Here is a 23,831-nt window from a genome sequence, read left to right as displayed (position 1 = left end):
TCAGTGCGCGTGCACGCCGTTCGTCGCCGCGATCTTCTTCCAGGACCTCGGCTGCACCGGAGCCCCGGGCGCGCCGAGCGTCCGCGCCGCGACCGACGCCTCCCGTGCCGCCGGCGCACCCGGCTTCACCGGCTGGAACAGCCAGGTGTCGAAGAGCGCCGCCAGCGGCTTGCCGGAGACCTGCTCGGCGTAGCGCTGGAAGTCGGCGACGGAGGCGTTGCCGTACGCGTACCGCTGCGGCCAGCCCTTGAGGATCGCGAAGAAGGCGTCGTCACCGATCTCGTTGCGCAGCGCCTGCAGCGCCAGCGCGCCCCGGTCGTAGACGGCGATGTCGAACTGGTTCTCCGGCCCCGGGTCACCCGGCTTCACCGTCCAGAACGGGTCGTCGGCCGGGTGCGAGGCGTACACGTAGTCCGCCAGCTCCTGCGCGGTGCCCTCGCCCTCGTGCTCCGACCACAGCCACTGCGCGTACCGGGCGAAGCCCTCGTTGATCCAGATGTCCTTCCACCCGGCGACGGACACGAGGTCGCCGTACCACTGGTGGGCCAGCTCGTGCACGACCACGGAGGTGTTGGAGCCGTTCGCGAACTGCCGCGGACTGTAGAAGGGCCGCGTCTGCGTCTCCAGCGCGTAGCCGGTGGTGGTGTTCGGGACGTACCCGCCCAGCGCGTTGTACGGGTAGGGGCCGAACCAGCCGCTCAGCCAGTCCGCGATCTCCCCGGTCCGCTCCACGCTGGAGCGCGCCGCGTCGTAGTTGTCGCCGAGGTCCTTGCTGTAGGCGTTGACGACGGGGATGCCGCTGTCGCTGGTGCCGGTCGTGATGTCGAACCTCCCCACGGCGAGCGTCGCGAGATACGTGGCCTGGGGCTTGTTGGAGCGCCAGTTGAAGCGCGTCCAGCCCAGCCGTGAACTCGTCGACTGCAGCGTGCCGTTGGAGATGGCCTGGGTGCCGTCGGGCACCAGCACCGACACGTCGTAGGTGGCCTTGTCGAGGGGGTGGTCGTTACTCGGGAACCACCACCAGGCCGCCTCGGGCTCGTTGGCGCCGACACCGCCGTCCGGGGTGCGGTGCCAGCTGGTGAAGCCGTACGCCTTCTTCGAGGAGGGCACACCGCGGTAGCGGACCACGACGGTGACCGCCGTGCCCTTGGCCAGCGGCGACTTCGGGGTCACCACCAGCTCGTGCTCGCCCGCGGTGGTGAAGGAGGCGACGGCGCCGTTGACCCGCACCTCGCTGACGTCCAGCAGGAAGTCCAGGTCGAAGCGGGACAGATCCTGCGTGGTCCGCGCCAGGATCGTCGCCGTACCCTCCAGTTCGTCGGTGGCCGGCTGGTACTTCAGCCGGAGGTCGTAGTGGGAGACGTCGTAGCCGCCGTTGCCGTAGGCCGGGTAGTAGGGGTCGCCGATGCCCGGTGCGCCGGGGGTGCCGCTCGCGGCCGATGCCGGGATCGCCAGCAGGACGGAGGCCGCAGCGAGTGCGCCCGGCGCGATGATTCTGCGGTGCACGAAAGCTCCAAGTCGTAGGGGCACGCTGTCCGTTGGGAGCCTATGGAATCCCTGTGCCCTGAGCATGTCCACGGCCACTGCTGTCACACGATCGCCATCCGGCCGTCATGACCGAACCTGGCCCATGCGCCTTTCCGGCCCGGCTCGCCCCCTTCTGCACGGGAGTTGACCGATGTACCGTCCGCCCATGCCGAAACGCACGCGCTTCAGGATCTGGAGAACGCTCGCGACCGCGGCGGCCGTCGCCCTGCCGGCCGCCCTCCTCACCCCGGCGACGGCCCACGGAACCCCGCGGGAGAGCCGGCCCGTCTACTCGTACGAGAACGCCGTCCGCGAGGCCGTCTGGGTGGACACCGGCCTCGACGGCGACGGGGACGGCAGGACCGACCGCGTCGCCGCCGACATCGTCCGGCCCCGCGAGGCCGCCCGGCAGGGCCGCAAGGTGCCCGTCATCATGGACGCCAGCCCCTACTACTCCTGCTGCGGACGCGGCAACGAGAGCCAGAAGAAGACGTACGACGCCCACGGCGACGACGTGCAGATGCCGCTGTTCTACGACAACTTCTTCGTTCCCCGCGGCTACGCCTTCGTCGGCGTCGACCTGGCCGGAACCAATCGCTCCGACGGCTGCGTGGACGTCGGCGGCCGCTCCGACATCCAGTCCGCCAAGGCCGTCATCGACTGGCTCAACGGCCGCGCCAGGGCCTACACCACCCGCACCGGCACCACCCCCGCCACCGCCGGCTGGACCAACGGCCGCACCGGCATGATCGGCAAGAGCTGGGACGGCACCATCGCCAACGGCGTCGCCGCAACCGGCGTCAAGGGCCTGGAGACGATCGTCCCGATCAGTGCCATCTCCTCCTGGTACGACTACTACTTCCAACAAGGCGCCCCGCTGTACGACTCGGGCCCCGACTGGCTGTCGAACTACGTCGAGAGCCCCGACGCCCGCGCCAAGTGCGCCGCCGTCCAGCGGCAACTGGCCGAGGGCGCCCCGCGCACCGGCGACTGGACACCCCTGTGGACCGAGCGCGACTACGTGAAGGACGCGGCGAAGGTGCGGGCCAGCGTCTTCCTCGTGCACGGCATGCAGGACCTCAACGTCCGCACCAAGCACGTCGGCCAGTGGTGGGACGCGCTCGCACGCCACCACGTGGAGCGCAAGATCTGGCTCTCCCAGACCGGCCACGTCGACCCCTTCGATTTCCGCCGGACCGCCTGGGTGGAGACCCTGCACCGCTGGTTCGACCACGAACTCCTCGGCTACGACAACGGCATCGACCGCGAGCCGATGGCCGACATCGAACGCCACCCCGACCAGTGGGTCACCTCGCCCGTCTGGCCGCCCACCGGCACCCGGACCACCCTCCTGCGCCCCGCCCCCGGCACCCAGGCCGGCGTCGGCACCCTCGGCCTCGCCCGGGCCACCGGCACCGAGACCTTCACCGACGACCCGCGGCACGGCGAGACCGACTGGGCCGCGCACATCGACCAACCGACCCCCGACAAGGCCGGCTTCACCACCGCGCCGCTCACCCGCCCCCTGCGCCTGTCCGGCACCTCCAAGGTCACCGTCACCGCCACCCCGACCACCACCACCGCCCACCTGTCGGCCGTCCTCGTCGACCTCGGCCCCGACACCGTCCGCGACTACGCCGACGCCGCCGAGGGCATCACCACCCTCACCGACCGCACCTGCTGGGGCGCGAGCACCACGGGCGACAGCGCCTGCTACAAGGAGACGAGGGCCAAGACCGCCGACGTCGGCTTCACCGTCGTCAGCCGCGGCTGGGGCGACCTCGGCAACCACGCCTCCGACCGCAGGGGCGAACCGCTCACCCCGGGCACGCCCTACACCCTCACCCTCTCCCTCGCCGCCACCGACCACGTGATCCCCGCCAGGCACCGGCTCGCGCTGATCGTCGCCGGCACCGACAAGGACCTCATCGACCCGCCCTCCACCACCCCCACCCTCACCCTCGACCTGTCCCGCACCGTCGCCCGGCTCCCGCTGCTCGGCGGCACCGCCGCCTTCGCCCGCGCCACCACCGGGACGCCGGCGGCGACGCCCGGGGCCGGACACCTGGACGGCGTGCGACCGTCCCCGGACGCGCACCGCATCCCCGGGGACGTCCGGTGAGCCGGCGCCCCCGAGGCGGCCCGCCGACCCGGCCGCGCGCCCTCGTGCTCGGCTGAACACCCCCGGGGGCAGGGCCGACGGTCCCGTCCCCGGGCCGGACATCCGCGCGGCCGTACCGGAATCCTCCATGCCGTGCTCACATCGGCCGCGCGGGGGGAATACTCACCGCATGTCTGCCGCGTACGCGACCTTCGGCCTGGCCCCGGCGATGCGCGCCGGCGCGGTGCTCGCCGGCGGTGGCTACCAGATCCACCGCGACTTCCTCGACTTCGTCGTCGACGGCCGCCCACTGCTGTTCCAGCTCTCCGACCTGGACGCCGTCTCCCCGCTCGCCTCCGACGTGCCGCCCGCCATCTTCACCGAGCAGGTGCACAGTCTGCTGCTCCAGGCCCCGGCGCCGCTGCCCGGCGGACGGTACGTCGTCTACGGCTGCCCCGAGTGCGCCGACCTGGCGTGCGGGGCCGTCACCGCGGTCATCGAACGCGACGGCGACGACTACGTCTGGCGGGACTTCGCCTGGCAGACCGGCGAGAACGTCGACCTGGAACGCGACGGCTACCACGGCACCGGGCCGTTCCGCTTCCGCGGCGAGGAGTACCGTACGGCCCTGCGCTCCCTCCTGGACGGCACCGCACCGGGCACGGGCCGCCGCCGAGTGCTGCTGATCGGCGCCCGCGTCGCTCTGCTCGCCAGGCTCGCCGCCGCGCTGCGCACCATCGGCATCGGCGCCGACATCACCCGCGACGCGCAGGACGTGCCCGCCGACGAACTCCGCGGCTACGGCGCCGTCGCGTTCGGCGACACGGTCGGCGACGCCGAACGCGCCGTCGTGCGCCGGGCCTTCGACGCCGCCGGGGTGGACATCACCTGCGTCGACGCGCTCGCCCCGATCGTCCCGCTGCTCGTCGCACAGATCGAACACGCCCTGGACCGCGCCCCCGCCGACCGTCGGCGGCTCACCCGGCTGGCCGCCGCAGACGGCGAGGCGAGCGTCGAGGTCGGCTCGCCGTGCCGGGTCCGTCTCACCGCGTACCGTCTCGACCGGCTCTCACGGACCCACGAGGAGGAGGTCTTCGACGGGGTCCTGGAGGCGGGCCGGCACCGCATCCCGCTGGACCCGAAGGCGGTGCGGGGCCGGGCCTTCCTCGTGGCGAGGACGTCGTCGGACGTGCTGGTGGAGGCGGTGCCCCGCTGAGCGGCCGCCGACGGCCCCGCCGGGGAAGCCCGAGCGCGGGGCCGCTCCGCCGCCTCATAGAATCGGCGCCCTGATGACTGCCACCCTCGTCGCCAAGAACCTCGCCGCCGGGCACGGCGACCGCACCCTGTTCAGCGGACTCGACCTCGTCGTCGCCCCCGGTGACGTGATCGGGCTGGTCGGCGCCAACGGCGCGGGCAAGTCCACCCTGCTGAGACTGCTCGCCGGGCTGACCGCGCCCGAGCAGGGCGAGCTGCGGCTCTCCCCGCCCACCGCCACCGTCGGCCACCTCCCGCAGGAACCGGAGCGCAGGCCGGGGGAGACCGTCCGGGAGTTCCTCGCCCGCCGCACCGGTGTCGCCGAGGCGCAGCGGGCGATGGACGAGGCCACCCAGGCGCTGGTCGACGGCGCGCCCGGCGCCGACGACGCGTACGCCACCAGCCTGGAACGCTGGCTCGGGCTCGGTGGCGCCGACCTGGACGAGCGCGCCGAGGAGGTCGCCGACTCCCTCGGCCTCGCCGTCGGCCTGGACCAGCCGATGACCTCCCTGTCCGGCGGGCAGGCGGCCCGCGCCGGCCTCGCCTCCCTGCTGCTGTCCCGCTACGACGTCTTCCTGCTCGACGAGCCGACCAACGACCTCGACCTCGACGGCCTGGAGCGCCTGGAACGCTTCGTGACCGGACTGCGCGCCGGCACCGTCGTCGTCAGCCACGACCGCGAGTTTCTCACCCGCACCGTCACCAAGGTCCTCGAACTCGACCTCGCCCAGCAGCAGATCACCCTCTACGGCGGCGGCTACGCGGCCTATCTGGAGGAACGCGACGTCGCCCGCCGGCACGCCCGCGAGGAGTACGAGGAGTACGCCGACAAGCGCTCCGCGCTGGAGGACCGGGCGCGCATGCAGCGCTCCTGGATGGACAAGGGCGTCAAGAACGCCCGGCGCAAGGCCGGCGACAACGACAAGATCGGCCGCAAGTTCCGCAGCGAGGCCAGCGAGAAGCAGGCCGCGAAGGCCCGCCAGACCCAGCGCATGATCGAACGCCTCGATGCCGTCGAGGAGCCCCGCAAGGAGTGGGAACTGCGCATGGAGATCGCGGCCGCCCCGCGTTCCGGCGCCGTCGTCGCCACCCTCCGGGACGCCGAGATCCGCCGCGGCGACTTCACCTTCGGCCCGGTCTCCCTGCAGATCGACTGGGCCGACCGGGTCGCGGTGACCGGCGCGAACGGCGCCGGGAAGTCCACCCTGCTCGGCGCGCTGCTCGGCCGGATCCCGCCGGCCGCCGGGCACGCCGCGCTCGGCTCGGGGGTGCTGGTCGGCGAGGTGGACCAGGCGCGCGGCCTGTTCCACGGTCCGGAGAACCTGCTGGACGCGTTCTGCGCGGCCGTCCCCGACACCGAGCCCGTCGAGGTGCGCACCCTGCTCGCCAAGTTCGGCCTCAAGGCCGACCATGTGCTGCGCCCGGCGGCGAGCCTGTCCCCGGGCGAGCGCACCCGGGCCGCCCTCGCCCTGCTGCAGGGCCGCGGCGTCAACCTGCTCGTCCTGGACGAGCCGACCAACCACCTCGACCTGCCCGCGATCGAGCAGCTGGAGTCCGCCCTCGACGCCTACGACGGCACGCTGCTGCTGGTCACCCACGACCGCCGCATGCTCGACGCGGTCCGCGTCACCCGCCGCCTGGAGGTCGCCGACGGCAAGGTGACCGAACGCTGACACGGGGGCCCGGCCCGCGGCCGGGCCCCCGCCGGGTCAGCCCCGGCCGCCCTTCTTCGGGTCGAGCAGCCCGGCGCGGCGCAGCGCGTCCGCCATGGCGCTGTTGGCCGGAGGCGCGGCCTGCCGGCCGCCACCGTTGCCGCCACCGCGACCACCGCCGCTCCCACGGCCCCCGCCACCCTGCCGCTGCTGCGGCGGACGCCCGCCGCGCTGCCGTCCGGCGCCCGGCGCGGACCGCTCCTGCGGCGCGGCCTCGTCGTCCAGGCGCAGCGTCAGCGAGATCCGCTTGCGCGGGATGTCCACGTCCAGGACCTTCACCTTGACGATGTCGCCCGGCTTGACGACCTCGCGCGGGTCCTTGACGAAGTTCTTCGACATCGCCGACACGTGGACCAGGCCGTCCTGGTGGACGCCGACGTCGACGAACGCGCCGAACGCGGCCACGTTCGTCACCACGCCCTCCAGGACCATCCCGGAGGACAGGTCGGAGATCTTCTCCACGCCCTCCTTGAAGGTGGCGGTGCGGAAGGCGGGCCGCGGGTCGCGGCCGGGCTTCTCCAGCTCCCTGAGGATGTCGGTGACGGTCGGCAGACCGAAGGTGTCGTCCACGAACTCCTGCGGCCTCAGCGACCGCAGCACCGATGTGTTGCCGATCAGCGCGGCGACCTCCTGGCCGGTGGTCTTCACCATGCGGCGCACCACCGGGTACGCCTCCGGGTGCACGCTGGAGGCGTCCAGCGGGTCGTCGCCGCCGCGGATCCTGAGGAAGCCCGCGCACTGCTCATACGCCTTGGGGCCGAGCCGCGGCACCTTCTTCAGCTGGGCGCGGGAGGTGAACGGGCCGTTCGCGTCGCGGTGCGCGACGATGTTCTCGGCGAGCCCGGAGGTGATGCCGGACACCCGGGCGAGCAGCGGCGCCGAGGCGGTGTTCACGTCCACGCCGACGCCGTTCACACAGTCCTCGACCACCGCGTCCAGCGAGCGGGACAGCTTCACCTCGGACAGGTCGTGCTGGTACTGGCCGACGCCGATCGACTTCGGGTCGATCTTCACCAGCTCGGCCAGCGGGTCCTGGAGGCGGCGCGCGATGGAGACCGCGCCGCGCAGCGACACGTCCAGCTCGGGCAGCTCCTGCGAGGCGAAGGCCGACGCCGAGTACACGGAGGCGCCCGCCTCCGACACCATCACCTTGGTGAGGTTCAACTCCGGATGCCTGCTGATGAGTTCACCGGCGAGCTTGTCGGTCTCGCGGGACGCCGTGCCGTTGCCGATCGCGATCAGCTCGACCGCGTGCTCCTTCGCCAGCCGCGCCAGCTTGGCGATGGCCTCGTCCCACTTGTTGGCCGGGACGTGCGGGTAGATCACGTCGGTGGCGACGACCTTGCCGGTGGCGTCGACCACGGCGACCTTCACGCCCGTACGGAAGCCGGGGTCGAGGCCGAGGGTCGCGCGCGTGCCGGCCGGGGCGGCGAGCAGCAGGTCGCGCAGGTTGGCGGCGAAGACGCGCACCGCCTCGTCCTCGGCGGCCGTACGCAGCCGCAGCCGGATGTCGATGCCGAGATGCACGAGGATGCGGGTCCGCCAGGCCCAGCGCACGGTGTCCGTCAGCCACTTGTCGGCCGGGCGGCCGCGGTCGGCGATCCCGAACCGCGCCGCGACGATGCCCTCGTACGACGACGGGCCCTCCGTGGGCTCCTCCGGCTCCAGGACGAGGTCGAGGACCTCCTCCTTCTCGCCGCGCAGCATCGCGAGGACCCGGTGCGAGGGCAGTTCGGTGAACGGTTCGGCGAAGTCGAAGTAGTCGGCGAACTTGGCGCCCGCCTCCTCCTTGCCCTCGCGCACCTTCGCGGCCAGCCGGCCGCGCACCCACATGCGCTCACGCAGCTCGCCGATGAGGTCGGCGTCCTCCGCGAACCGCTCGGTGAGGATCGCGCGGGCCCCGTCGAGCGCGGCCTGCGGATCGGCGACGCCCTTGTCCGCGTCGACGAAGGCGGCAGCGGCGGCGAGCGGTTCCACGGTGGGGTCGCCGAGCAGCCCGTCCGCCAGCGGCTCCAGCCCCGCCTCGCGCGCGATCTGCGCCTTGGTGCGCCGCTTGGGCTTGTACGGCAGGTAGATGTCCTCCAGCCGCGCCTTGGTCTCGGCGCCGCGGATCCGCGCCTCCAGCTCGTCGGTGAGCTTGCCCTGCTCGCGCACCGACTCCAGGATCGCCGTCCGGCGCTCCTCCAGCTCCCGCAGGTAGCGCAGCCGCTCCTCGATCGTGCGCAGCTGCGCGTCGTCGAGCATCTCGGTCGCTTCCTTGCGGTAGCGGGCGATGAAGGGCACCGTCGAACCGCCGTCCAGCAGCTCCACGGCGGCCTTGACCTGCCGCTCCCGTACGCCGAGCTCCTCGGCGATCCTGCCTTCGATGGACCCTGCTCCGAGGGACCCGGGTGTCGTCACGATTGCCGTACCGCCTTCTCCACTTCGGGGTGCGCGGCAATTGTGGCAGGTGACACCGACAGCCGGGGATCAGGGCGGCCCCGGCGGGGCGCCCGGCCCGCACCCGTCACCGGGGGGCCGGGCCCGCCGCCGCGCGTCGCCCGGGGGTCAGGCCCGGTGCCCCCGTGCCGTCCCCGAGGCGCCGCCGAACAGCCGGGCCACCGCCCGGAACGGCAGCGTCACGACGGTCGCCACCGCCGAGCCGACCTGCCGCAGCACATCCGCGATCGCACGCAACACGTGTGTCCCCTCTCGTCGAACGGCCCGTGAGACACCCTCACGGGCTGCGGGGGACGGGTACCGCACCGGCGCACGCCCATGCTCCCGGCGGCCAGTCGACCGCGCGACCGAGCCCGCGCCGGGCCGGAGGCTCACCCCTTGCCGAAGAGATCCGCGGGGAAGGCCCCCGACCCCACGGCGGTGCGGGCGAAGGCGGTGGCGAGTTCCGTCAGGCGGGCCACGCCCTCCGCGCCGAGGTGCTCGTACGGGGTCCGGTCAAGGCGGTCGGTGTCGGACTCGATCTGCTCCCGCAGGGCGACGCCCGCCTGCGTCAGCTCGCCGTCGGCGTCGAGGAGGCCGCGTGAGCGCAGCCGGTCCACCGCCGCGTCCCAGTCCTGCCGGGTCCAGCCACGGGTCACAGACACCCACTTCGGCGCCATGCCCTTGCCGGTGGCGGTGTGCGTCACCACGGCCTCCAGACCGTCGAGCCCGGCCGCCACGAGCACGGCGAGGTGCCCGTCGCCGCGGTGCTCGCGCAGCAGCGTCGCCGCGTGCCAGTACGCCAGGTGCGGCTCCTCGGGCACGGGCAGGTCGGCGTGCCCGGAGTACAGCGGGCGCCCCGCGCGCGTGCAGGCCTCCGCGGCGCGCAGCGCCAGCCGCGCGGCCTCGGCCATCTCCGCGGACGCGAGCACCTCGGTGCCCAGCAGCCGCCGCAGCGAGGCGTCGACGGCACGCGCGCGTGCCGCGAGGACGTCCTCGGGCGAGGCGGTCTCCCACACGGCGGGCACATGCCGTGCCACCAGCTCGTACTTGTAGTTGTAGAAGGTCGCCGCCACGGTGCCGGCTCCCACCGGACCGAGCGCGGCGGACCGCACCGCGAAGTTGACGGCACGCGGATCCGTGACGCCGATCGCCCCCAGCTCCTTGCCCAGCTCGGGCGCGAAGTAGTGGGTGGCGTGCAGGGAGTTCAGCGCGTTGTGACAGCGGCGGCCGGCGCGCGGCTCCAGGACGGCAGTAGTCATGCCCGCACGTTACCGACCGGTCGGTACCTCCTCCAGTCCCGGGTCGGCCACCCGCCCCCGTGTGGCAGGAAAGGTGGGGAACCCGTCATTGCTGCCGTGCTCCGGACCCCGAAGAATCACCGGCATGCCGCAGCGAACCGTTCTCATCGTCCTCTTCGACGGCGTCCAGAGCCTCGACGTCACGGGCCCCCTGGAGGTCTTCGCGGGCGCCGAGAAGCAGTGGCCGGGGTCGTACCGGATCCGCACCGCCTCGCTCGGCGGCGCCCCGGTGCGCACCTCCAGCGGGCTGACCCTGGTCCCGGACGCGGCCCTCACCGCCGAACCCGACCCGCACACCCTCCTCGTCCCGGGCGGCCAGGGCACCCGCCTGCCCGACCCGGAGCTGACCGAGTGGCTGCGCGCGCACGGCCCGCGCGCCGAGCGCCTCGTCTCCGTGTGCACCGGCGCCGTCCGGCTCGCCCAGGCGGGCCTGCTGGACGGCCGCCGCGCGACGACCCACTGGGCGTACTGCGACTCGCTCGCCCGCAACCACCCGGCCGTCGACATCGACCCCGACCCCATCTACGTACGCGACGGACACATCGCCACCTCCGCCGGCGTCACCTCCGGCATCGACCTCGCGCTCGCCCTGGTCGAGGAGGACCTGGACCGGGAGACCGCCCTCACCGTCGCCCGCCACCTGGTGGTCTTCCTGCGCCGCCCCGGCAACCAGGCCCAGTTCAGCGCCCAGCTAGCCACCCAGACCGCCCGCCGGGAACCGCTGCGCGAGGTCCAGCGGTGGATCACCGAGCACCCGGACGCGGACCTGAGCGTCGAGGCGCTCGCCGCCCGCGCGCTGCTCTCGCCCCGCCACTTCGCCCGCGCCTTCCACGCCGAGACGGGCATGACCCCCGGCCGCTACGTCGACCGGGTCCGCCTCGAACACGCCCGGCGCCTGCTGGAGGACACGACCGACGGCGTCGAGGAGATCTCCCGCGCGAGCGGCTACGGCACCCCCGAGGCGATGCGCCGCGCCTTCGTGAAGGCGCTCGGCGCCGCCCCGGCCGAGTACCGGCGCCGCTTCCGCCCGACGGCACCGGCCCGCTGACCCACCCGGAACGACCGACAGCGCACCACGCGACGGCGACCCGGCCCGCTGATCCACCCGGAACAACGGACAGCCCACCACGACGGCACCGGCCCGCTGACCCACCCGGATCACCCGGCCGCCCGTCACCCGACGGCGACCCCGGCCCGCTGACCCACCTGGAACGACGGACAGCCCACCACGACGGCACCGGCCCGCTGACCCACGTGGATCACCCGACCGCCCGCCACCCGACGGCGACTCCGGCCCGCCGACCCACGCGGGACACCGGAGCGCCCACCACCGAGAGGAACCCCATGCAGATCGCCTTCGTCATCTACGACCGCTTCACCGCCCTCGACGTCGTCGGCCCCTACGAGATGCTCTCCCGTCTCCCGGGCGCCGAGACCGTCTTCGTCGCCGAGCGGCCCGGCCCCCTGCGCACCGAGACCGGCGTCGTCGCGCTCACCGCCGACAAGGCGCTCGCCGAGGTCCCGCACCCCGACGTCGTCGTCGTGGCCGGCGGACCCGGCCAGAGCGCGCTGATGGAGCACGCGCCGCTGCTGGACTGGCTGCGCGCCGCCGACGCCACGAGCACCTGGACGACCTCCGTGTGCAGCGGCTCCCTGCTGCTGGCTGCGGCCGGGCTGCTGCGCGGCCGCCGCGCCACCTCGCACTGGCTCGCCCTCGACCAGCTCCGGGCGTACGGCGCCGAACCCACCGGCGAGCGCGTCGTGTTCGACGGCAAGTACGTCACGGCCGCCGGTGTCTCCGCCGGCATCGACATGGGCCTGAGCCTCGTCGGCCGGATCGCCGGCGACGATGTCGCCCAGGCGGTGCAACTGGGTACCGAGTACGACCCGCAGCCCGCCTACGACGCCGGTTCTCCGGACAAGGCCCCCGCGCACCTCGTCGAGGCGCTGCGCGCGAGGAGCCGGTTCATCCTGACGTAGTCCAGGTGAAGCGCGGCTGCCTGCGCTCCAGGAACGCGGCGACGCCCTCCGCGGCCTCGCCGCTGCCGCGCGCCCGCTCGGCCCAGTGGACGTCCCGGTCGGTGCGCCCGTCGGCGAACTCCTTGGCCGCGGCCTGCGTCAGCTGCGAGCGGGAGACCAGGATCCGGGTGAACTCGGCGACCCGCTTGTCGAGGTCGCCCCCCGGCAGGACCTCGTCGACCAGTCCGGTGCGCAGCGCCCGCGCCGCGTCGATCAACTCGCCCGAGAACAGCAGGTACTTGGCGCCGGCCTTGCCCACCAGCGAGACCAGACGGCGGGTGGAGGACGCCGGGTACACGATCCCCAGCTTGGCCGGAGTCACCCCGAACAGCGCGCCCTCCTCGGCGAACCGCAGATCGCACGCCGCGGCGAGCTGTGTGCCGCCGCCCACGCAGTGCCCCCGCACCGCCGCCAGGGTCGGCTTCGGGAACGCCGCGAGCGCCTCCTCGGCCCGCACGGCCAGCTCCTGCGCCTCCTGCGGCCCCTCCCGCAGCGAGGTGATGTCCGCGCCCGCGCAGAACGTGCCGCCCTCCCCGGTCAGCACCAGCGCCCGCACCTCCGGGTCGGCGGCCAGGCCGTCCAGCAGCGGCGGCAGCGCCCGCCACATCCCGGCCGTCATGGCGTTGCGCCGCTCCGGATGCCGGATGACGACCGTGGCGACCGACTCGGTGACGCTGTGCAGCAGCTGGGGCTCCATGCGCCGGATGCTATCCGGCCACCTCGCGGGGCTGGGCGGCGGCGTCGGCCGGGGGAACACCGGCCGGAGGGGACAGATCCGGTGGGACGGGTGACACCGGGAGCTGTCTGGGCAAACGTTACTGATAGGGCAAGGAAACCGAGGAGGCCCCCCATGGCCAAGTCCAAACGTCGCCGGCCCGAGGCGAAGAAGCTCAAGCGCGACTTCAGCTGGATCGCCGTGCTCGGTGTGATCCTGGTGATCGCCGGCCTCGTCGGACTCGTCTACGTCGCCGTCGCCACCCTCACCTCGATGATCCTCTTCGGTTGGCTGCTGCTGATCGGGGGCGTGGTGGGCCTGCTCCACGCCGTCCAGGCCCGCGGGACCAGCTTCTTCTGGCTCGGCGTGATCGTCGCCGCCCTCAACATCGCCGCCGGTGTCGTCGTCATCCGCCGTCCCGACGCGGCCGCCGCGGCGCTCACCATGTTCGCCGCGCTGCTGTTCCTGAGCGCGGGCCTGTTCCGGGTGGTCGGCAGCCTGGTGGTGCGCGGCTCCCAGTTCGGCTGGACCCTGCTGCTCGGCGTCTTCGACCTGCTGCTGGGCATCCTGGTGCTGGCCGAGTGGCCGAGCAGCAGTCAGTACGTCATCGGCACGTTCTTCTCCCTGGCCCTGCTCTTCGACGGCCTCGGCCTGCTCGCCACCGGGTTCGGCGGCCGCAGGATCGTCGGCATGGTCTCCGACCGGATCCCCTAGAGGGGCGCCGGCACGGACGGGAGGGCGCCGCCGCCAAACCCGTACAACCCGAAGAGTTCGCGAAGTCGGTCCGGCCGGAACAGGAGCAGTCCCACATCTGACCGTGTCATACGCCAACGGTCAGAAACGTTCGATAGTCGCTGACTTGTGTTCAGTCATCGGGAACGCAGCGCATCGTTACCAACACTCGTCATGTGGTGACAATCGAGCGCGAGGGTGGCGACCGGACGATGGACGACCAGGGGCGCGGGCCCGGCCCACGCCCAGCAGGCGGAGCGGACGCACCGTACGAGGCGAGCCCCCCGGACCCGCTGCCGTACGAAGGGGTGTGGCGGTTCACCGCTCCCGCCGCCGACTCCTCCGTCCCGCAGGCGCGGCACGCCGTGCGCGACCTGCTGTACCGCCAGGGCGTGCCCGCCTCCGACGACCTGGTGCAGGGGCTGCTGCTGATCGTGTCGGAACTGGTGACCAACGCGGTCAAACACGCCGCCCTGCTGTCCCCGATGCTCGCCGTCGAGGTGGCCGTCGGCGCCGAGTGGGTGCGGGTGTCCGTCGAGGACAACCACCCCTACCGCCCGACCGCCCTGGAGGCCGACCACGCACAGGTCGGCGGCCGCGGACTGCTCCTCGTCCGCGAGATCACCAGGGAGGCGGGCGGCGTCTGCGACGTCGAGCACACGGCGAGCGGCGGCAAGGTGATCTGGGCCGCCCTGCCGCTCAAACCCGCCGCACTGCGTTAGAACCGCCGTACGGCTTCCGTGGAGGAAAGGGAGCCGACGGCTCACCAGCCGGCCGACGGGCCCGTCAGCTCCCTGATCGCGGGACGGGCCGCGTCCAGCACCGTCATGAACCACGCCGAGAACGGGTCGCGCGCATGCCGCTCCGCCAGCTCGGCGGCGGTCACGAAGGCGGTCGCCCCGACCTCCTCCGGGTCCGGCCGCGGCGGGGTCTGCACCAGGCCCACGAACAGGTGGTTGAACTCCTGCTCCACCAGGCCCGAGGCCGGATCCGGGTGGTTGTAGCGCACGGTGCCCGCCTCCGCGAGGAGCGACGGGGAGACCCCCAGCTCCTCGAAGGTGCGCCGGGCCGCCGCCGCGAACGGCGCCTCACCCGGGTAGGGGTGGCCGCAGCAGGTGTTGGACCACACGCCGGGGGAGTGGTACTTGCCCAGCGCCCGCTGCTGGAGCAGCAGCCGCCCCCGGTCGTCGAAGAGGAACACCGAGAACGCCCGGTGCAGCTGCCCGGGCGGCTGATGGGCGGTGAGCTTCTCCGCCGTGCCGATCGTCACGCCGTTCTCGTCGACCAGTTCGAGCAAAATCGCATCCGCGGTGCCGTTCGCCGACGAACTGTGCGCCGCGGTGGCAGGAGTGATCGGCATACCCATCCTTCGCATCGGTCCTCGCGCCCCCAGTCTGCCGTACACCTCAGGCACTCCCGGCACGCCACGGCGTCCGGAAGCGGGGCCCGATAGGTGATCATTCCCGGTGCCGCGGTCCGGGAACCGCCTGAACGCCAGTACGGGAGTGCGGGCGTCAGTGGCAGAGCCGCGCCTCGTGCTCCGCGTGCCCGACCGGCTCCAGCTGGAAGGTGCAGTGCTCCACGTCGAAGTGACCGCCGAGGCACTCCTGCAGCTCGTGCAGCATCTTCTCGTGCCCTATCGCGTTCAGGACGTCCGAGCGCACCACCACGTGCGCCGACAGCACCGGCATGCCGGAGGTGATCGTCCAGGCGTGCAGGTCGTGGACGTCCTCCACCCCGTCCAGGGCGACGATGTGGGCCCGCACCTCGTCCATGTCGACCCCCTTGGGCGCCGCCTCCAGCAGCACGTCGAGCGTCTCGCGCAGCAGCTTCAGCGTCCGCGGCACGATCATCACGCCGATGACCAGCGAGGCGATCGGGTCGGCCGCCTGCCAGCCGGTGGCCAGGATCACCGCGGCCGAGACGATCACCGCCAGCGACCCCAGCGCGTCCGCCGCCACCTCCAGGAACGCCGCCCGCACGTTCAGGCTCTCCGACTGCCCGCGCATCAGCAGCGTCAGCGACAGCGTGTTCGCCGCCAGGCCGATCGCGCCGAAGACGACCATCAGGGAGCCCTCGGTCCCCGCGGGCGTGAGGAACCGCTGCACCGCCTCGTACAGGACGTAGCCGCCGACCCCGAGCAGCAGCAGACAGTTGGCGAGGGCGGCGAGGATCTCCGCGCGGGCGTACCCGAAGGTGCGGTTGGCGCCGGCCGGGCGGCTCGCGAAGTGGATGGCCAGCAGTGCCATGCCCAGCCCGACGGCGTCGGTCGCCATGTGGGCCGCGTCGGCGATCAGCGCGAGCGAGTCGGCGACGAGCCCGCCGACGATCTCGACCACCATGACGGTGACCGTGATCCCCAGCGCCACCCGCAGCCGGCCGCGGTACGCCGCGGCGGCGGTGCCGCCCGCCGGCGCCGCGTGCGTATGCCCGTGATCGTGCCCAGCCCCCATGAACCCGCCCTTCCGCCGGCCGTCCGGAACCCCCAGTGAACTACGGGTGGGGGGTATCCGGCAACGCGGTACTGAACACCGTTGTCATCTGCTCTGACCTGCAGAAACGCATCGCCGGCCGCGATCTGCGGGCTTCCGCAGGTCAGAGCGCCCCGATGTCCCGAATGCCGGGTATGCGTGCACGGTTTGTCGGGCGCGCGGCCCATCGCCGATGATGATCTCGGCACAGGCCCCGCGAGCCGCACGGAACCGGCGCGGATCCGGCGGGGAGCGGCCCGTGAACGGGCGGTGAACACCGCTCATCCCGTATCGGATAGCCTCTGCCGGACATGCCGCCCGGCTGGCAAGCCCAGGGGCGTCCCCACCATGCTCAGCACCGGCGCAGCGCGCCGGCACCCAGGGAAGTGAGTTCGGTTGCCGACCGCCATCCTCACCGGTCAGCCGGTCCCCGGCTCGTCGATCGAGGGCGATCTGCGGGCGCTGGGGTTCGAGGTACGCCCCGCCACCGACGCCGCCCACGCGGAGACGCTGCTCGCCCGGGTCCCCGAGGAGGACCGGGTCGCCGTCGTCGACGCCCGCTTCGTCGGCCATGTGCACGCCCTGCGGCTGGCCCTGACCGACCCGCGCTTCGCGCTCGCCGCGATACCGGGCGCCGTCTCGGCGCGCGCGGCCGGCCGCCAGGCCCTCACCCGCGCCATGGCCCGTGAGCACTCCGCGACCGGCACGGACGCCGTCCCCGGCGCCGGGGACGGCACCGCGGTCGTCGTGGACGGCCTCGCCGACCGCATCACCGCCGCGCTCGACGCGGACGGCGCCGACGTGCACCGCCCCGCCCTCGGCAGCCTGGTCGCCGCCGTGCCCGCCGACCCGCAGGCCCGCAACGAGGCACGGCAGGCCGTCGCCGCCGTCGACGAGGAGGCCGTACGCCTGAAGTCGGCCGTGAAGTCCGGCGACGGCCTGTTCACCACGTACTGCATCAGCCCCTACTCGCGCTACATCGCCCGCTGGTGCGCCCGGCGCGGCCTGACCCCCAACCAGGTCACCACCGCCTCGCTGCTCACCGCGCTGATCGCGGCCGGCTGCGCCGCCACAGGCGCCCGCGGCGGCTTCGTCGCGGCCGGCGTGCTGCTCATCGCCTCCTTCGTGCTGGACTGCACCGACGGCCAGCTCGCCCGCTACTCCCTGCAGTACTCCACGCTCGGCGCCTGGCTGGACGCCACCTTCGACCGGGCCAAGGAGTTCGCCTTCTACGCCGGCCTCGCGCTCGGCGCCACCCACGGCGGCACCGACGACGTATGGGCGCTCGCGCTCGCCGCGATGGTCCTGCAGACCACCCGGCACATGGTGGACTTCGCCTTCATCGAGGCCCAGCAGGACGCCGACGCCACCTCCGCCGCGGCCCCCACCGCCGCCCTGTCCGAACGGCTCGACGGCGTCGGCTGGAGCGTGTGGGTCCGGCGCGTGATCATCCTGCCCATCGGCGAGCGCTGGGCCATGATCGCCCTGCTGACCGCGCTCACCACCCCGCGCGTCACCTTCTGCGCGCTCCTCGCCTGGATGGCCTTCGCCACCCTCTACACCACCGCCGGCCGCGTCCTGCGCTCCGTCACCCGCAAGGCCCGCCGCACCGACCGGGCGGCGCAGGCGCTGGCCGACCTCGCGGACGACGGTCCGGTCGTGCAGCTGCTCGTCCGCCTGGTGCCGGCGACCGGCCCCCGCGTCGCCCCGCTCGCCGCCGCCCTCGGCGCCGCCGCCGTCGTGCTCGCCGCCTGGTCCTGGGGCCCGAGCTGGTGGGTCGTCCTGCTCGCCGGCCTGTACACGCTGTGCGCCGCCGAGGCCGTCTCCCGCCCGCTGACCGGGCCCCTGGACTGGCTCGTCCCGCCGCTCTTCCGCGCCGGCGAGTACGGCACCGTGCTGGTCCTCGCCGCGACATCGGGGGTGAACGGCGTGCTTCCGGCGGCTTTCGGGCTGGTGGCGGCCGTCGCCTACCATCACTACGACACGGTGTACCGCATCCGCGGCAACGCCGGAGCACCCCCGGCCTGGCTCGTCAGGGCCACCGGGGGACACGAGGGCCGGACGCTGCTCGTCACCGTCCTGGCCGCACTGCTCACCGCCCCGCAGTTCGAGGTGGCGCTCACGGCACTCGCCGTGGCCGTCGCCGTGCTGGTGCTCGCCGAGAGCATCCGCTTCTGGGTGGCCGCCCACCAGGGTGGCGCGCCCGCCGTACACGACGAAGGAGAAACCGCATGATCGGCCTCGTGCTGGCGGCCGGCGCCGGACGGCGTCTGCGCCCCTACACCGACACGCTGCCCAAGGCGCTGGTGCCGGTGGGGCCCGCAGGCAACGAGGACAGCATCACGGTGCTCGACCTCACCCTCGGCAACTTCGCCGAGATCGGCCTGACCGAGGTCGCGATCATCGTCGGCTACCGCAAGGAGGCCGTGTACGAGCGCAAGGAGGCCCTGGAGCAGAAGTACGGCCTCAAGCTCACCCTGATCGACAACGACAAGGCCGAGGAGTGGAACAACGCCTACTCCCTGTGGTGCGGCCGTGACGCCCTCAAGGACGGCGTGATCCTCGCCAACGGCGACACCGTCCACCCGGTCTCCGTCGAGAAGACCCTGCTCGCCGCCCGCGGCGACGGCAAGAAGATCATCCTCGCCCTCGACACGGTGAAGAGCCTCGCCGACGAGGAGATGAAGGTCGTCGTCGACCCGGAGAAGGGCGTCCAGAAGATCACCAAGCTGATGGACCCCGCCGAGGCGACCGGCGAGTACATCGGTGTCACGCTCATCGAGGGCGACGCCGCGGCCGAGCTGGCCGACGCGCTGAAGACCGTGTGGGAGACCGACCCCCAGCAGTTCTACGAGCACGGCTACCAGGAGCTGGTCAACCGCGGCTTCCGCATCGACGTCGCCCCCATCGGTGACGTCCAGTGGGTCGAGATCGACAACCACGACGACCTGGCCCGCGGACGGGAGATCGCGTGCCTCTACTGACCCGGCTCATCCCCTCGCCGGTCGTCGTCGACATCCGCCCCGGCGCCCTGGACGACCTCGGCAACGTCCTCGCCGACGAGCGGATCTCGCACTCCGGCAGGCTCGCCGTCGCGGTCAGCGGCGGCTCGGGAGCCAGGCTGCGCGAGCGGATCGCGCCGTCGCTGCCCGGCGCCGACTGGTACGAGGTCGGCGGCGGCACCCTCGACGACGCGATCCGGCTGGCCGGCGAGATGAAGGCCGGCCACTACGACGCCGTCGTCGGCCTCGGCGGCGGGAAGATCATCGACTGCGCCAAGTTCGCCGCGGCGCGGGTCGGCCTGCCGCTGGTCGCGGTCCCCACCAACCTGGCCCACGACGGCCTGTGCTCCCCGGTGGCGACCCTCGACAACGACGCCGGCCGCGGCTCCTACGGCGTGCCCAACCCGATCGCCGTGGTGATCGACCTCGACGTCATCCGCGAGGCGCCGGTGCGCTTCGTCCGGGCCGGCATCGGCGACGCGATCTCCAACATCTCCGCGATCCGCGACTGGGAGCTGGCCAACCGGGTCAACGGCGAGAAGATCGACGGTTTGGCCGCGGCGATGGCCCGCCAGGCCGGCGAGGCGGTGCTCCGCCACCCCGGCGGCATCGGCGACAACGACTTCCTGCAGGTGCTCGCCGAGGCGCTGGTCCTCAGCGGCATCGCCATGTCGGTCTCCGGTGACTCCCGGCCGTCCTCCGGGGCCTGCCACGAGATCAACCACGCCTTCGACCTGCTCTTCCCCAAGCGGGCCGCCGCCCACGGCGAGCAGTGCGGCTTCGGCGCGGCCTTCGCGATGTGGCTGCGCGGGGCGCCGGAGGAGTCGGTGTTCATGACCGAGGTGCTGCGCCGGCACGGGCTGCCGGTGCGCGCGGAGGACTTCGGCTTCTCGGCGGAGGAGTTCGTGAAGGTCGTCGAGTTCGCCCCGCAGACCCGCCCCGGCCGCTACACCATCCTGGAACACCTCGACCTCACGACCGAGCAGATCAAGGACACCTACGCCGACTATGTCAAGGCCATCGGTAGCTGAACTCCGGCCCGTCGTCCACCCCGCGGGCGTGAAGGACCGGCGCAGCGGCGAGCACTGGATGGGACGCCTCTACATGCGCGAGGTGTCCCTGCGCGTCGACCGCTACCTGGTCAACACCCGGGTCACGCCCAACCAGCTCACCTACCTGATGACCCTGTGCGGCGTCCTCGCCGCCCCGGCGCTGCTGGTGCCGGGCGTGTGGGGGGCCGTGCTGGGCGTGGTCATGGTGCAGCTGTACCTGCTGCTCGACTGCGTCGACGGCGAGATCGCCCGCTGGAAGAAGCAGTACTCCCTCGGCGGGGTCTACCTGGACCGGGTCGGCGCCTATCTGACCGACGCGGCCGTGCTGGTCGGGCTCGGCCTGCGCGCCGCCGACCTGTTCGGCAGCGGGCGCATCGACTGGCTGTGGGCCTTCCTCGGCACGCTCGCCGCGCTCGGCGCGATCCTCATCAAGGCCGAGACCGACCTGGTCGGCGTCGCCCGCCACCAGGCCGGGATGCCTCCGGTGAAGGAGGTCGCCGCCGAGATGCGCTCCTCCGGCATGGCGCTGGCCCGCCGGGCCGCCGCCGCGCTCAAGTTCCACCGGCTGATCCTCGGCATCGAGGCGTCCCTGCTGATCCTCGTCCTCGCGATCGCCGACCACGTCCGCGGCGACCTGTACTTCACCCGCCTCGGCACCGCCGTGCTGGCCGGCATCGCGATGCTGCAGACCGTGCTGCACCTGGTGTCCGTGCTCGCCTCGCGCAGGCTGAAGTGAGCGTTCCGGTGAAGGTCGGCGCGGTCGTCATCACCATGGGCAACCGCCCCGGGGAACTGCGGGCGCTGCTGGAGTCCGTCGCCGCGCAGGACGGCGACCCCGTCGAGGTGGTCGTCGTCGGCAACGGCTCCCCGGTGCCGGACCTGCCCGCCGGGGTGCGCACGATCGAGCTGCCGGAGAACCTCGGCATCCCGGGCGGGCGCAACGCCGGCATCGAGGCGTTCGGCCCGGGCGGCCGGGACGTCGACATCCTGCTGTTCCTCGACGACGACGGGCTGCTCGCCCGCACCGACACCGCCGAGCTGTGCCGGCAGGCCTTCGCGGCCGATCCGCGGCTCGGCATCATCAGCTTCCGCATCGCCGACCCCGCCTCCGGCGTCACCCAGCGCCGCCACGTGCCGCGGCTGCGCGCCGCCGACCCGATGCGCTCCTCGCGGGTCACCACCTTCCTCGGCGGCGCCAACGCCGTACGCACCGCGGTCTTCCAGCAGGTCGGGACGCTGCCGGAGGAATTCTTCTACGCCCATGAGGAAACCGACCTGGCATGGCGGGCCCTCGACGCGGGCTGGATGATCGACTACCGGTCCGACATGGTGCTGTACCACCCGGCGACCGCGCCCTCGCGGCACGCGGTCTACCACCGCATGGTCGCCCGCAACCGGGTCTGGCTGGCCCGCCGCAACCTGCCCGCCCCGCTCGTCCCCGTCTACCTCGGGGTCTGGCTGCTGCTGACGCTGCTGCGCCGGCCGCGGGTGGCGGCGCTGAGGGCCTGGTTCGGCGGGTTCCGGGAGGGCTGGACCACCCCGTGCGGGCCCCGCCGGCCCATGAAGTGGCGTACCGTGTGGCGGCTGACGAGACTGGGCCGCCCGCCGGTCATCTGACAGGCTCGACCGTGAGAGCGTGCGGGCCGTGACCCGACGGCTCCGGCCGGAGGGACCGACCCGGTCCCGGCCGCACGCCCGTACAGGCCGCGCAATCCGAAGACGAAAGTTTCCACTTGTGAGTGAGACAACGCATGACGACCCCGTCACGCTGAGCGGGGCCGCATCGCCCGACGAGGGCCTCACGGCGGCCGAGCTCGCCGCCCGGTACGGGCTGTCCGTGAGCGGTGCCCGGCCCGGCCTCGGCGAGTACGTCCGGCAGCTGTGGGGGCGCCGCCACTTCATCCTCGCGTTCTCCCAGGCGAAGCTGACCGCCCAGTACAGCCAGGCCAAGCTCGGCCAGCTCTGGCAGGTGGCCACGCCGCTGCTGAACGCGGCCGTGTACTTCTTCATCTTCGGCGTGATCCTCAAGGCGGACCGCGGGATGGCCCGCGAGGTGTACATCCCGTTCCTCGTCACGGGCGTCTTCGTCTTCACCTTCACGCAGTCGTCCGTGATGGCGGGCGTCCGTGCGATCTCCGGCAACCTCGGCCTGGTGCGCGCGCTGCACTTCCCGCGCGCCTCGCTGCCGGTCTCCTTCTCCCTCCAGCAGCTCCAGCAGCTGCTGTTCTCGATGATCGTGCTGTTTCTGGTGGCGGCCGGGTTCGGCAGCTACCCGGACCTGTCCTGGCTGCTGATCGTGCCGGTGCTGGCGCTGCAGTTCCTGTTCAACACCGGCCTCGCCCTGATCATGGCGCGGGCCGGCGCCAAGACCCCCGACCTCGCGCAGCTGATGCCGTTCGTCATGCGGACCTGGATGTACGCGTCCGGCGTGATGTTCTCCATCCCGGTGATGCTGGCGGACAAGCCGGACTGGGTCACCACCGCCCTGCAGTGGAACCCCGCCGCCATCTACATGGACCTGATGCGCTTCGCCCTCATCGACGGCTACGGCTCGTCCAATCTGCCTCCCCACGTGTGGGCGGCGGCGGTCGGCTGGGCCGTGCTCTTCGCGGCCGGCGGCTTCGTGTACTTCTGGAAGGCCGAGGAGAGGTACGGCCGTGGCTGAGCAGCGCACCGACGCCCGCGTCCCCACCGTCATCGCCGACGACGTGCACATCGTCTACCGGGTCAACGGCGGCGGGGGCGGCAAGGGCAGCGCCACCGCGGCCCTCAGCCGCATCCTGAAGCGGGGCTCCGACGAGGCCGCGCGCGGGGTGCGCAAGGTGCACGCCGTGCGGGGGGTCTCCTTCGTCGCCTACCGCGGCGAGGCCATCGGCCTGATCGGCTCCAACGGCTCCGGCAAGTCCACCCTGCTGCGCGCCATCGCCGGCCTGCTGCCCCCGGAGTCGGGCAAGGTCTACACCGACGGCCAGCCCTCGCTCCTCGGCGTGAACGCGGCGCTGATGAACGACCTCACCGGCGAGCGCAACGTGATCCTCGGCGGGCTCGCCATGGGCATGTCCCGGGAGGAGATCAAGGAGCGCTACCAGGACATCGTCGACTTCTCCGGCATCAACGAGAAGGGCGACTTCATCACCCTGCCGATGCGCACCTACTCCTCCGGCATGGCCGCCCGGCTGCGCTTCTCCATCGCCGCCGCCAAGGACCACGACGTCCTGATGATCGACGAGGCCCTCGCCACCGGTGACGCGAAGTTCCAGAAGCGCTCCGAGGAGCGCATCCGGGAGCTGCGCAAGGAGGCGGGCACGGTGTTCCTGGTCAGCCACAGCAACAAGTCCATCCGTGACACCTGCAACCGTGTGCTGTGGCTGGAGCGCGGCGAACTGCGCATGGACGGGCCCACGGAAGAGGTGCTCAAGGAGTACGAGAAGTTCACGGGGAAGTGACCCCGACCGGCCCAGGGCCCCGCCGGAACTGCTCCGGCGGGGCCCTGCGTCTGCAAAAGAAACGTCAACTACGGCTCCCGT

The 23,831-nt window shown here is 72.8% G+C and carries 21 protein-coding genes; 14 read left to right on the top strand and 7 right to left on the bottom strand.

What is annotated here, in order from left to right; all coding sequences use genetic code 11:
* Nucleotides 1-1,506, bottom strand: coding sequence for a M1 family metallopeptidase (locus IE308_RS05220; protein ID WP_190216768.1), 1,506 nt, complete (start codon nt 1,504-1,506; stop codon nt 1-3).
* 187 nt (nt 1,507-1,693) lie between these two features.
* Here IE308_RS05220 and IE308_RS05215 point away from each other — a divergent pair, with 187 nt between their 5' ends.
* The 3 genes from IE308_RS05215 to IE308_RS05205 all read left to right on the top strand — a co-directional run bounded on the left by IE308_RS05215 (nt 1,694) and on the right by IE308_RS05205 (nt 6,555).
* The gene (locus IE308_RS05215) at nt 1,694-3,649 is read left to right on the top strand and encodes a Xaa-Pro dipeptidyl-peptidase (RefSeq protein WP_190216767.1); all 1,956 of its coding nucleotides are present in this window, start codon (nt 1,694-1,696) and stop codon (nt 3,647-3,649) included.
* A 169-nt stretch (nt 3,650-3,818) separates the two neighbouring features.
* Nucleotides 3,819-4,844: an oxidoreductase gene (locus tag IE308_RS05210; RefSeq protein ID WP_190216766.1), complete on the top strand. Its 1,026-nt coding sequence runs from the start codon at nt 3,819-3,821 to the stop codon at nt 4,842-4,844.
* A 73-nt stretch (nt 4,845-4,917) separates the two neighbouring features.
* Nucleotides 4,918-6,555 carry an ABC-F family ATP-binding cassette domain-containing protein gene (locus tag IE308_RS05205; protein ID WP_190216765.1) on the top strand — a complete coding sequence of 546 codons (1,638 nt, stop codon included), beginning with the start codon at nt 4,918-4,920 and terminating at the stop codon, nt 6,553-6,555.
* Nucleotides 6,556-6,591: 36 nt separating this feature from the next.
* Here the strand turns inward: IE308_RS05205 and IE308_RS05200 are convergent, their stop codons facing one another.
* From IE308_RS05200 to IE308_RS05195, 3 genes are all read right to left on the bottom strand, one after another.
* Nucleotides 6,592-8,994 carry a Tex family protein gene (locus IE308_RS05200; protein WP_190216764.1) on the bottom strand — a complete coding sequence of 801 codons (2,403 nt, stop codon included), beginning with the start codon at nt 8,992-8,994 and terminating at the stop codon, nt 6,592-6,594.
* A 147-nt stretch (nt 8,995-9,141) separates the two neighbouring features.
* Entirely contained in the window at nt 9,142-9,273 is a 132-nt protein-coding gene (locus IE308_RS37185; RefSeq protein ID WP_268256463.1) for an LPFR motif small protein, read from the bottom strand.
* 131 nt (nt 9,274-9,404) lie between these two features.
* Nucleotides 9,405-10,274, bottom strand: coding sequence for an SCO6745 family protein (locus IE308_RS05195; RefSeq protein ID WP_190216763.1), 870 nt, complete (start codon nt 10,272-10,274; stop codon nt 9,405-9,407).
* Nucleotides 10,275-10,398: 124 nt separating this feature from the next.
* Between IE308_RS05195 and IE308_RS05190 the strand changes: the two genes are divergently transcribed.
* Together IE308_RS05190 and IE308_RS05185 are read left to right on the top strand one after the other, a co-directional pair.
* Nucleotides 10,399-11,361: a GlxA family transcriptional regulator gene (locus tag IE308_RS05190; RefSeq protein ID WP_190216762.1), complete on the top strand. Its 963-nt coding sequence runs from the start codon at nt 10,399-10,401 to the stop codon at nt 11,359-11,361.
* Nucleotides 11,362-11,657: 296 nt separating this feature from the next.
* Nucleotides 11,658-12,293, top strand: coding sequence for a DJ-1/PfpI family protein (locus tag IE308_RS05185; RefSeq protein ID WP_190216761.1), 636 nt, complete (start codon nt 11,658-11,660; stop codon nt 12,291-12,293).
* Here the strand turns inward: IE308_RS05185 and IE308_RS05180 are convergent.
* On the bottom strand, nt 12,280-13,029 hold the full coding sequence (locus IE308_RS05180) for an enoyl-CoA hydratase/isomerase family protein (protein WP_190216760.1): 750 nt from the start codon (nt 13,027-13,029) through the stop codon (nt 12,280-12,282). The two genes, IE308_RS05185 and IE308_RS05180, sit on opposite strands and share 14 nt — an antisense overlap.
* 153 nt (nt 13,030-13,182) lie before the next feature.
* Here IE308_RS05180 and IE308_RS05175 point away from each other — a divergent pair, with 153 nt between their 5' ends.
* Together IE308_RS05175 and IE308_RS05170 are read left to right on the top strand one after the other, a co-directional pair.
* Nucleotides 13,183-13,761, top strand: a complete 579-nt coding sequence (locus IE308_RS05175; RefSeq protein ID WP_190216759.1) for an HdeD family acid-resistance protein — start codon at nt 13,183-13,185, stop codon at nt 13,759-13,761.
* A 230-nt stretch (nt 13,762-13,991) separates the two neighbouring features.
* On the top strand, nt 13,992-14,501 hold the full coding sequence (locus tag IE308_RS05170) for an ATP-binding protein (protein WP_110633375.1): 510 nt from the start codon (nt 13,992-13,994) through the stop codon (nt 14,499-14,501).
* A 41-nt stretch (nt 14,502-14,542) separates the two neighbouring features.
* Here the strand turns inward: IE308_RS05170 and idi are convergent, their stop codons facing one another.
* On the bottom strand, nt 14,543-15,139 hold the full coding sequence (idi, locus tag IE308_RS05165) for an isopentenyl-diphosphate Delta-isomerase (protein WP_110633378.1): 597 nt from the start codon (nt 15,137-15,139) through the stop codon (nt 14,543-14,545).
* 154 nt (nt 15,140-15,293) lie between these two features.
* Nucleotides 15,294-16,232 (bottom strand): cation diffusion facilitator family transporter, encoded by a 939-nt coding sequence (locus IE308_RS05160; protein ID WP_110633381.1) that lies wholly within the window; start codon nt 16,230-16,232, stop codon nt 15,294-15,296.
* Nucleotides 16,233-16,646: 414 nt separating this feature from the next.
* Here IE308_RS05160 and IE308_RS05155 point away from each other — a divergent pair, with 414 nt between their 5' ends.
* From IE308_RS05155 to IE308_RS05125, 7 genes are all read left to right on the top strand, one after another.
* Nucleotides 16,647-18,485 (top strand): DUF5941 domain-containing protein, encoded by a 1,839-nt coding sequence (locus IE308_RS05155; RefSeq protein WP_190216758.1) that lies wholly within the window; start codon nt 16,647-16,649, stop codon nt 18,483-18,485.
* A complete protein-coding gene (locus IE308_RS05150; RefSeq protein WP_190216757.1) occupies nt 18,482-19,234 on the top strand; it encodes a phosphocholine cytidylyltransferase family protein in 753 nt (250 codons plus the stop codon). The genes IE308_RS05155 and IE308_RS05150 overlap by 4 nt, the downstream gene beginning before the upstream one ends.
* A complete protein-coding gene (locus IE308_RS05145) occupies nt 19,222-20,283 on the top strand; it encodes an iron-containing alcohol dehydrogenase family protein (RefSeq protein WP_110633389.1) in 1,062 nt (353 codons plus the stop codon). Before IE308_RS05150 ends, IE308_RS05145 begins: the two co-directional genes overlap by 13 nt.
* Complete coding sequence (locus IE308_RS05140) at nt 20,261-21,040, top strand: CDP-alcohol phosphatidyltransferase family protein (RefSeq protein WP_190216756.1); 780 nt, start codon at nt 20,261-20,263, stop codon at nt 21,038-21,040. The genes IE308_RS05145 and IE308_RS05140 overlap by 23 nt, the downstream gene beginning before the upstream one ends.
* Nucleotides 21,037-21,921, top strand: a complete 885-nt coding sequence (locus IE308_RS05135; RefSeq protein ID WP_190216755.1) for a glycosyltransferase family 2 protein — start codon at nt 21,037-21,039, stop codon at nt 21,919-21,921. The genes IE308_RS05140 and IE308_RS05135 overlap by 4 nt, the downstream gene beginning before the upstream one ends.
* A gap of 118 nt (nt 21,922-22,039) precedes the next feature.
* Entirely contained in the window at nt 22,040-22,969 is a 930-nt protein-coding gene (locus IE308_RS05130; RefSeq protein ID WP_190216754.1) for an ABC transporter permease, read from the top strand.
* Entirely contained in the window at nt 22,962-23,750 is a 789-nt protein-coding gene (locus IE308_RS05125) for an ABC transporter ATP-binding protein (RefSeq protein WP_190216753.1), read from the top strand. Before IE308_RS05130 ends, IE308_RS05125 begins: the two co-directional genes overlap by 8 nt.
* Nucleotides 23,751-23,831: the final 81 nt, after the last annotated feature.

Origin of the sequence: Streptomyces griseosporeus, from assembly GCF_014656055.1 — a bacterium.
GTDB classification, from domain to species: Bacteria; Actinomycetota; Actinomycetes; order Streptomycetales; family Streptomycetaceae; genus Streptomyces; species Streptomyces griseosporeus.
The sequence above is the reverse complement of the archived record's forward strand: the minus strand, read 5'-3'. Positions and strand labels throughout refer to the sequence as shown.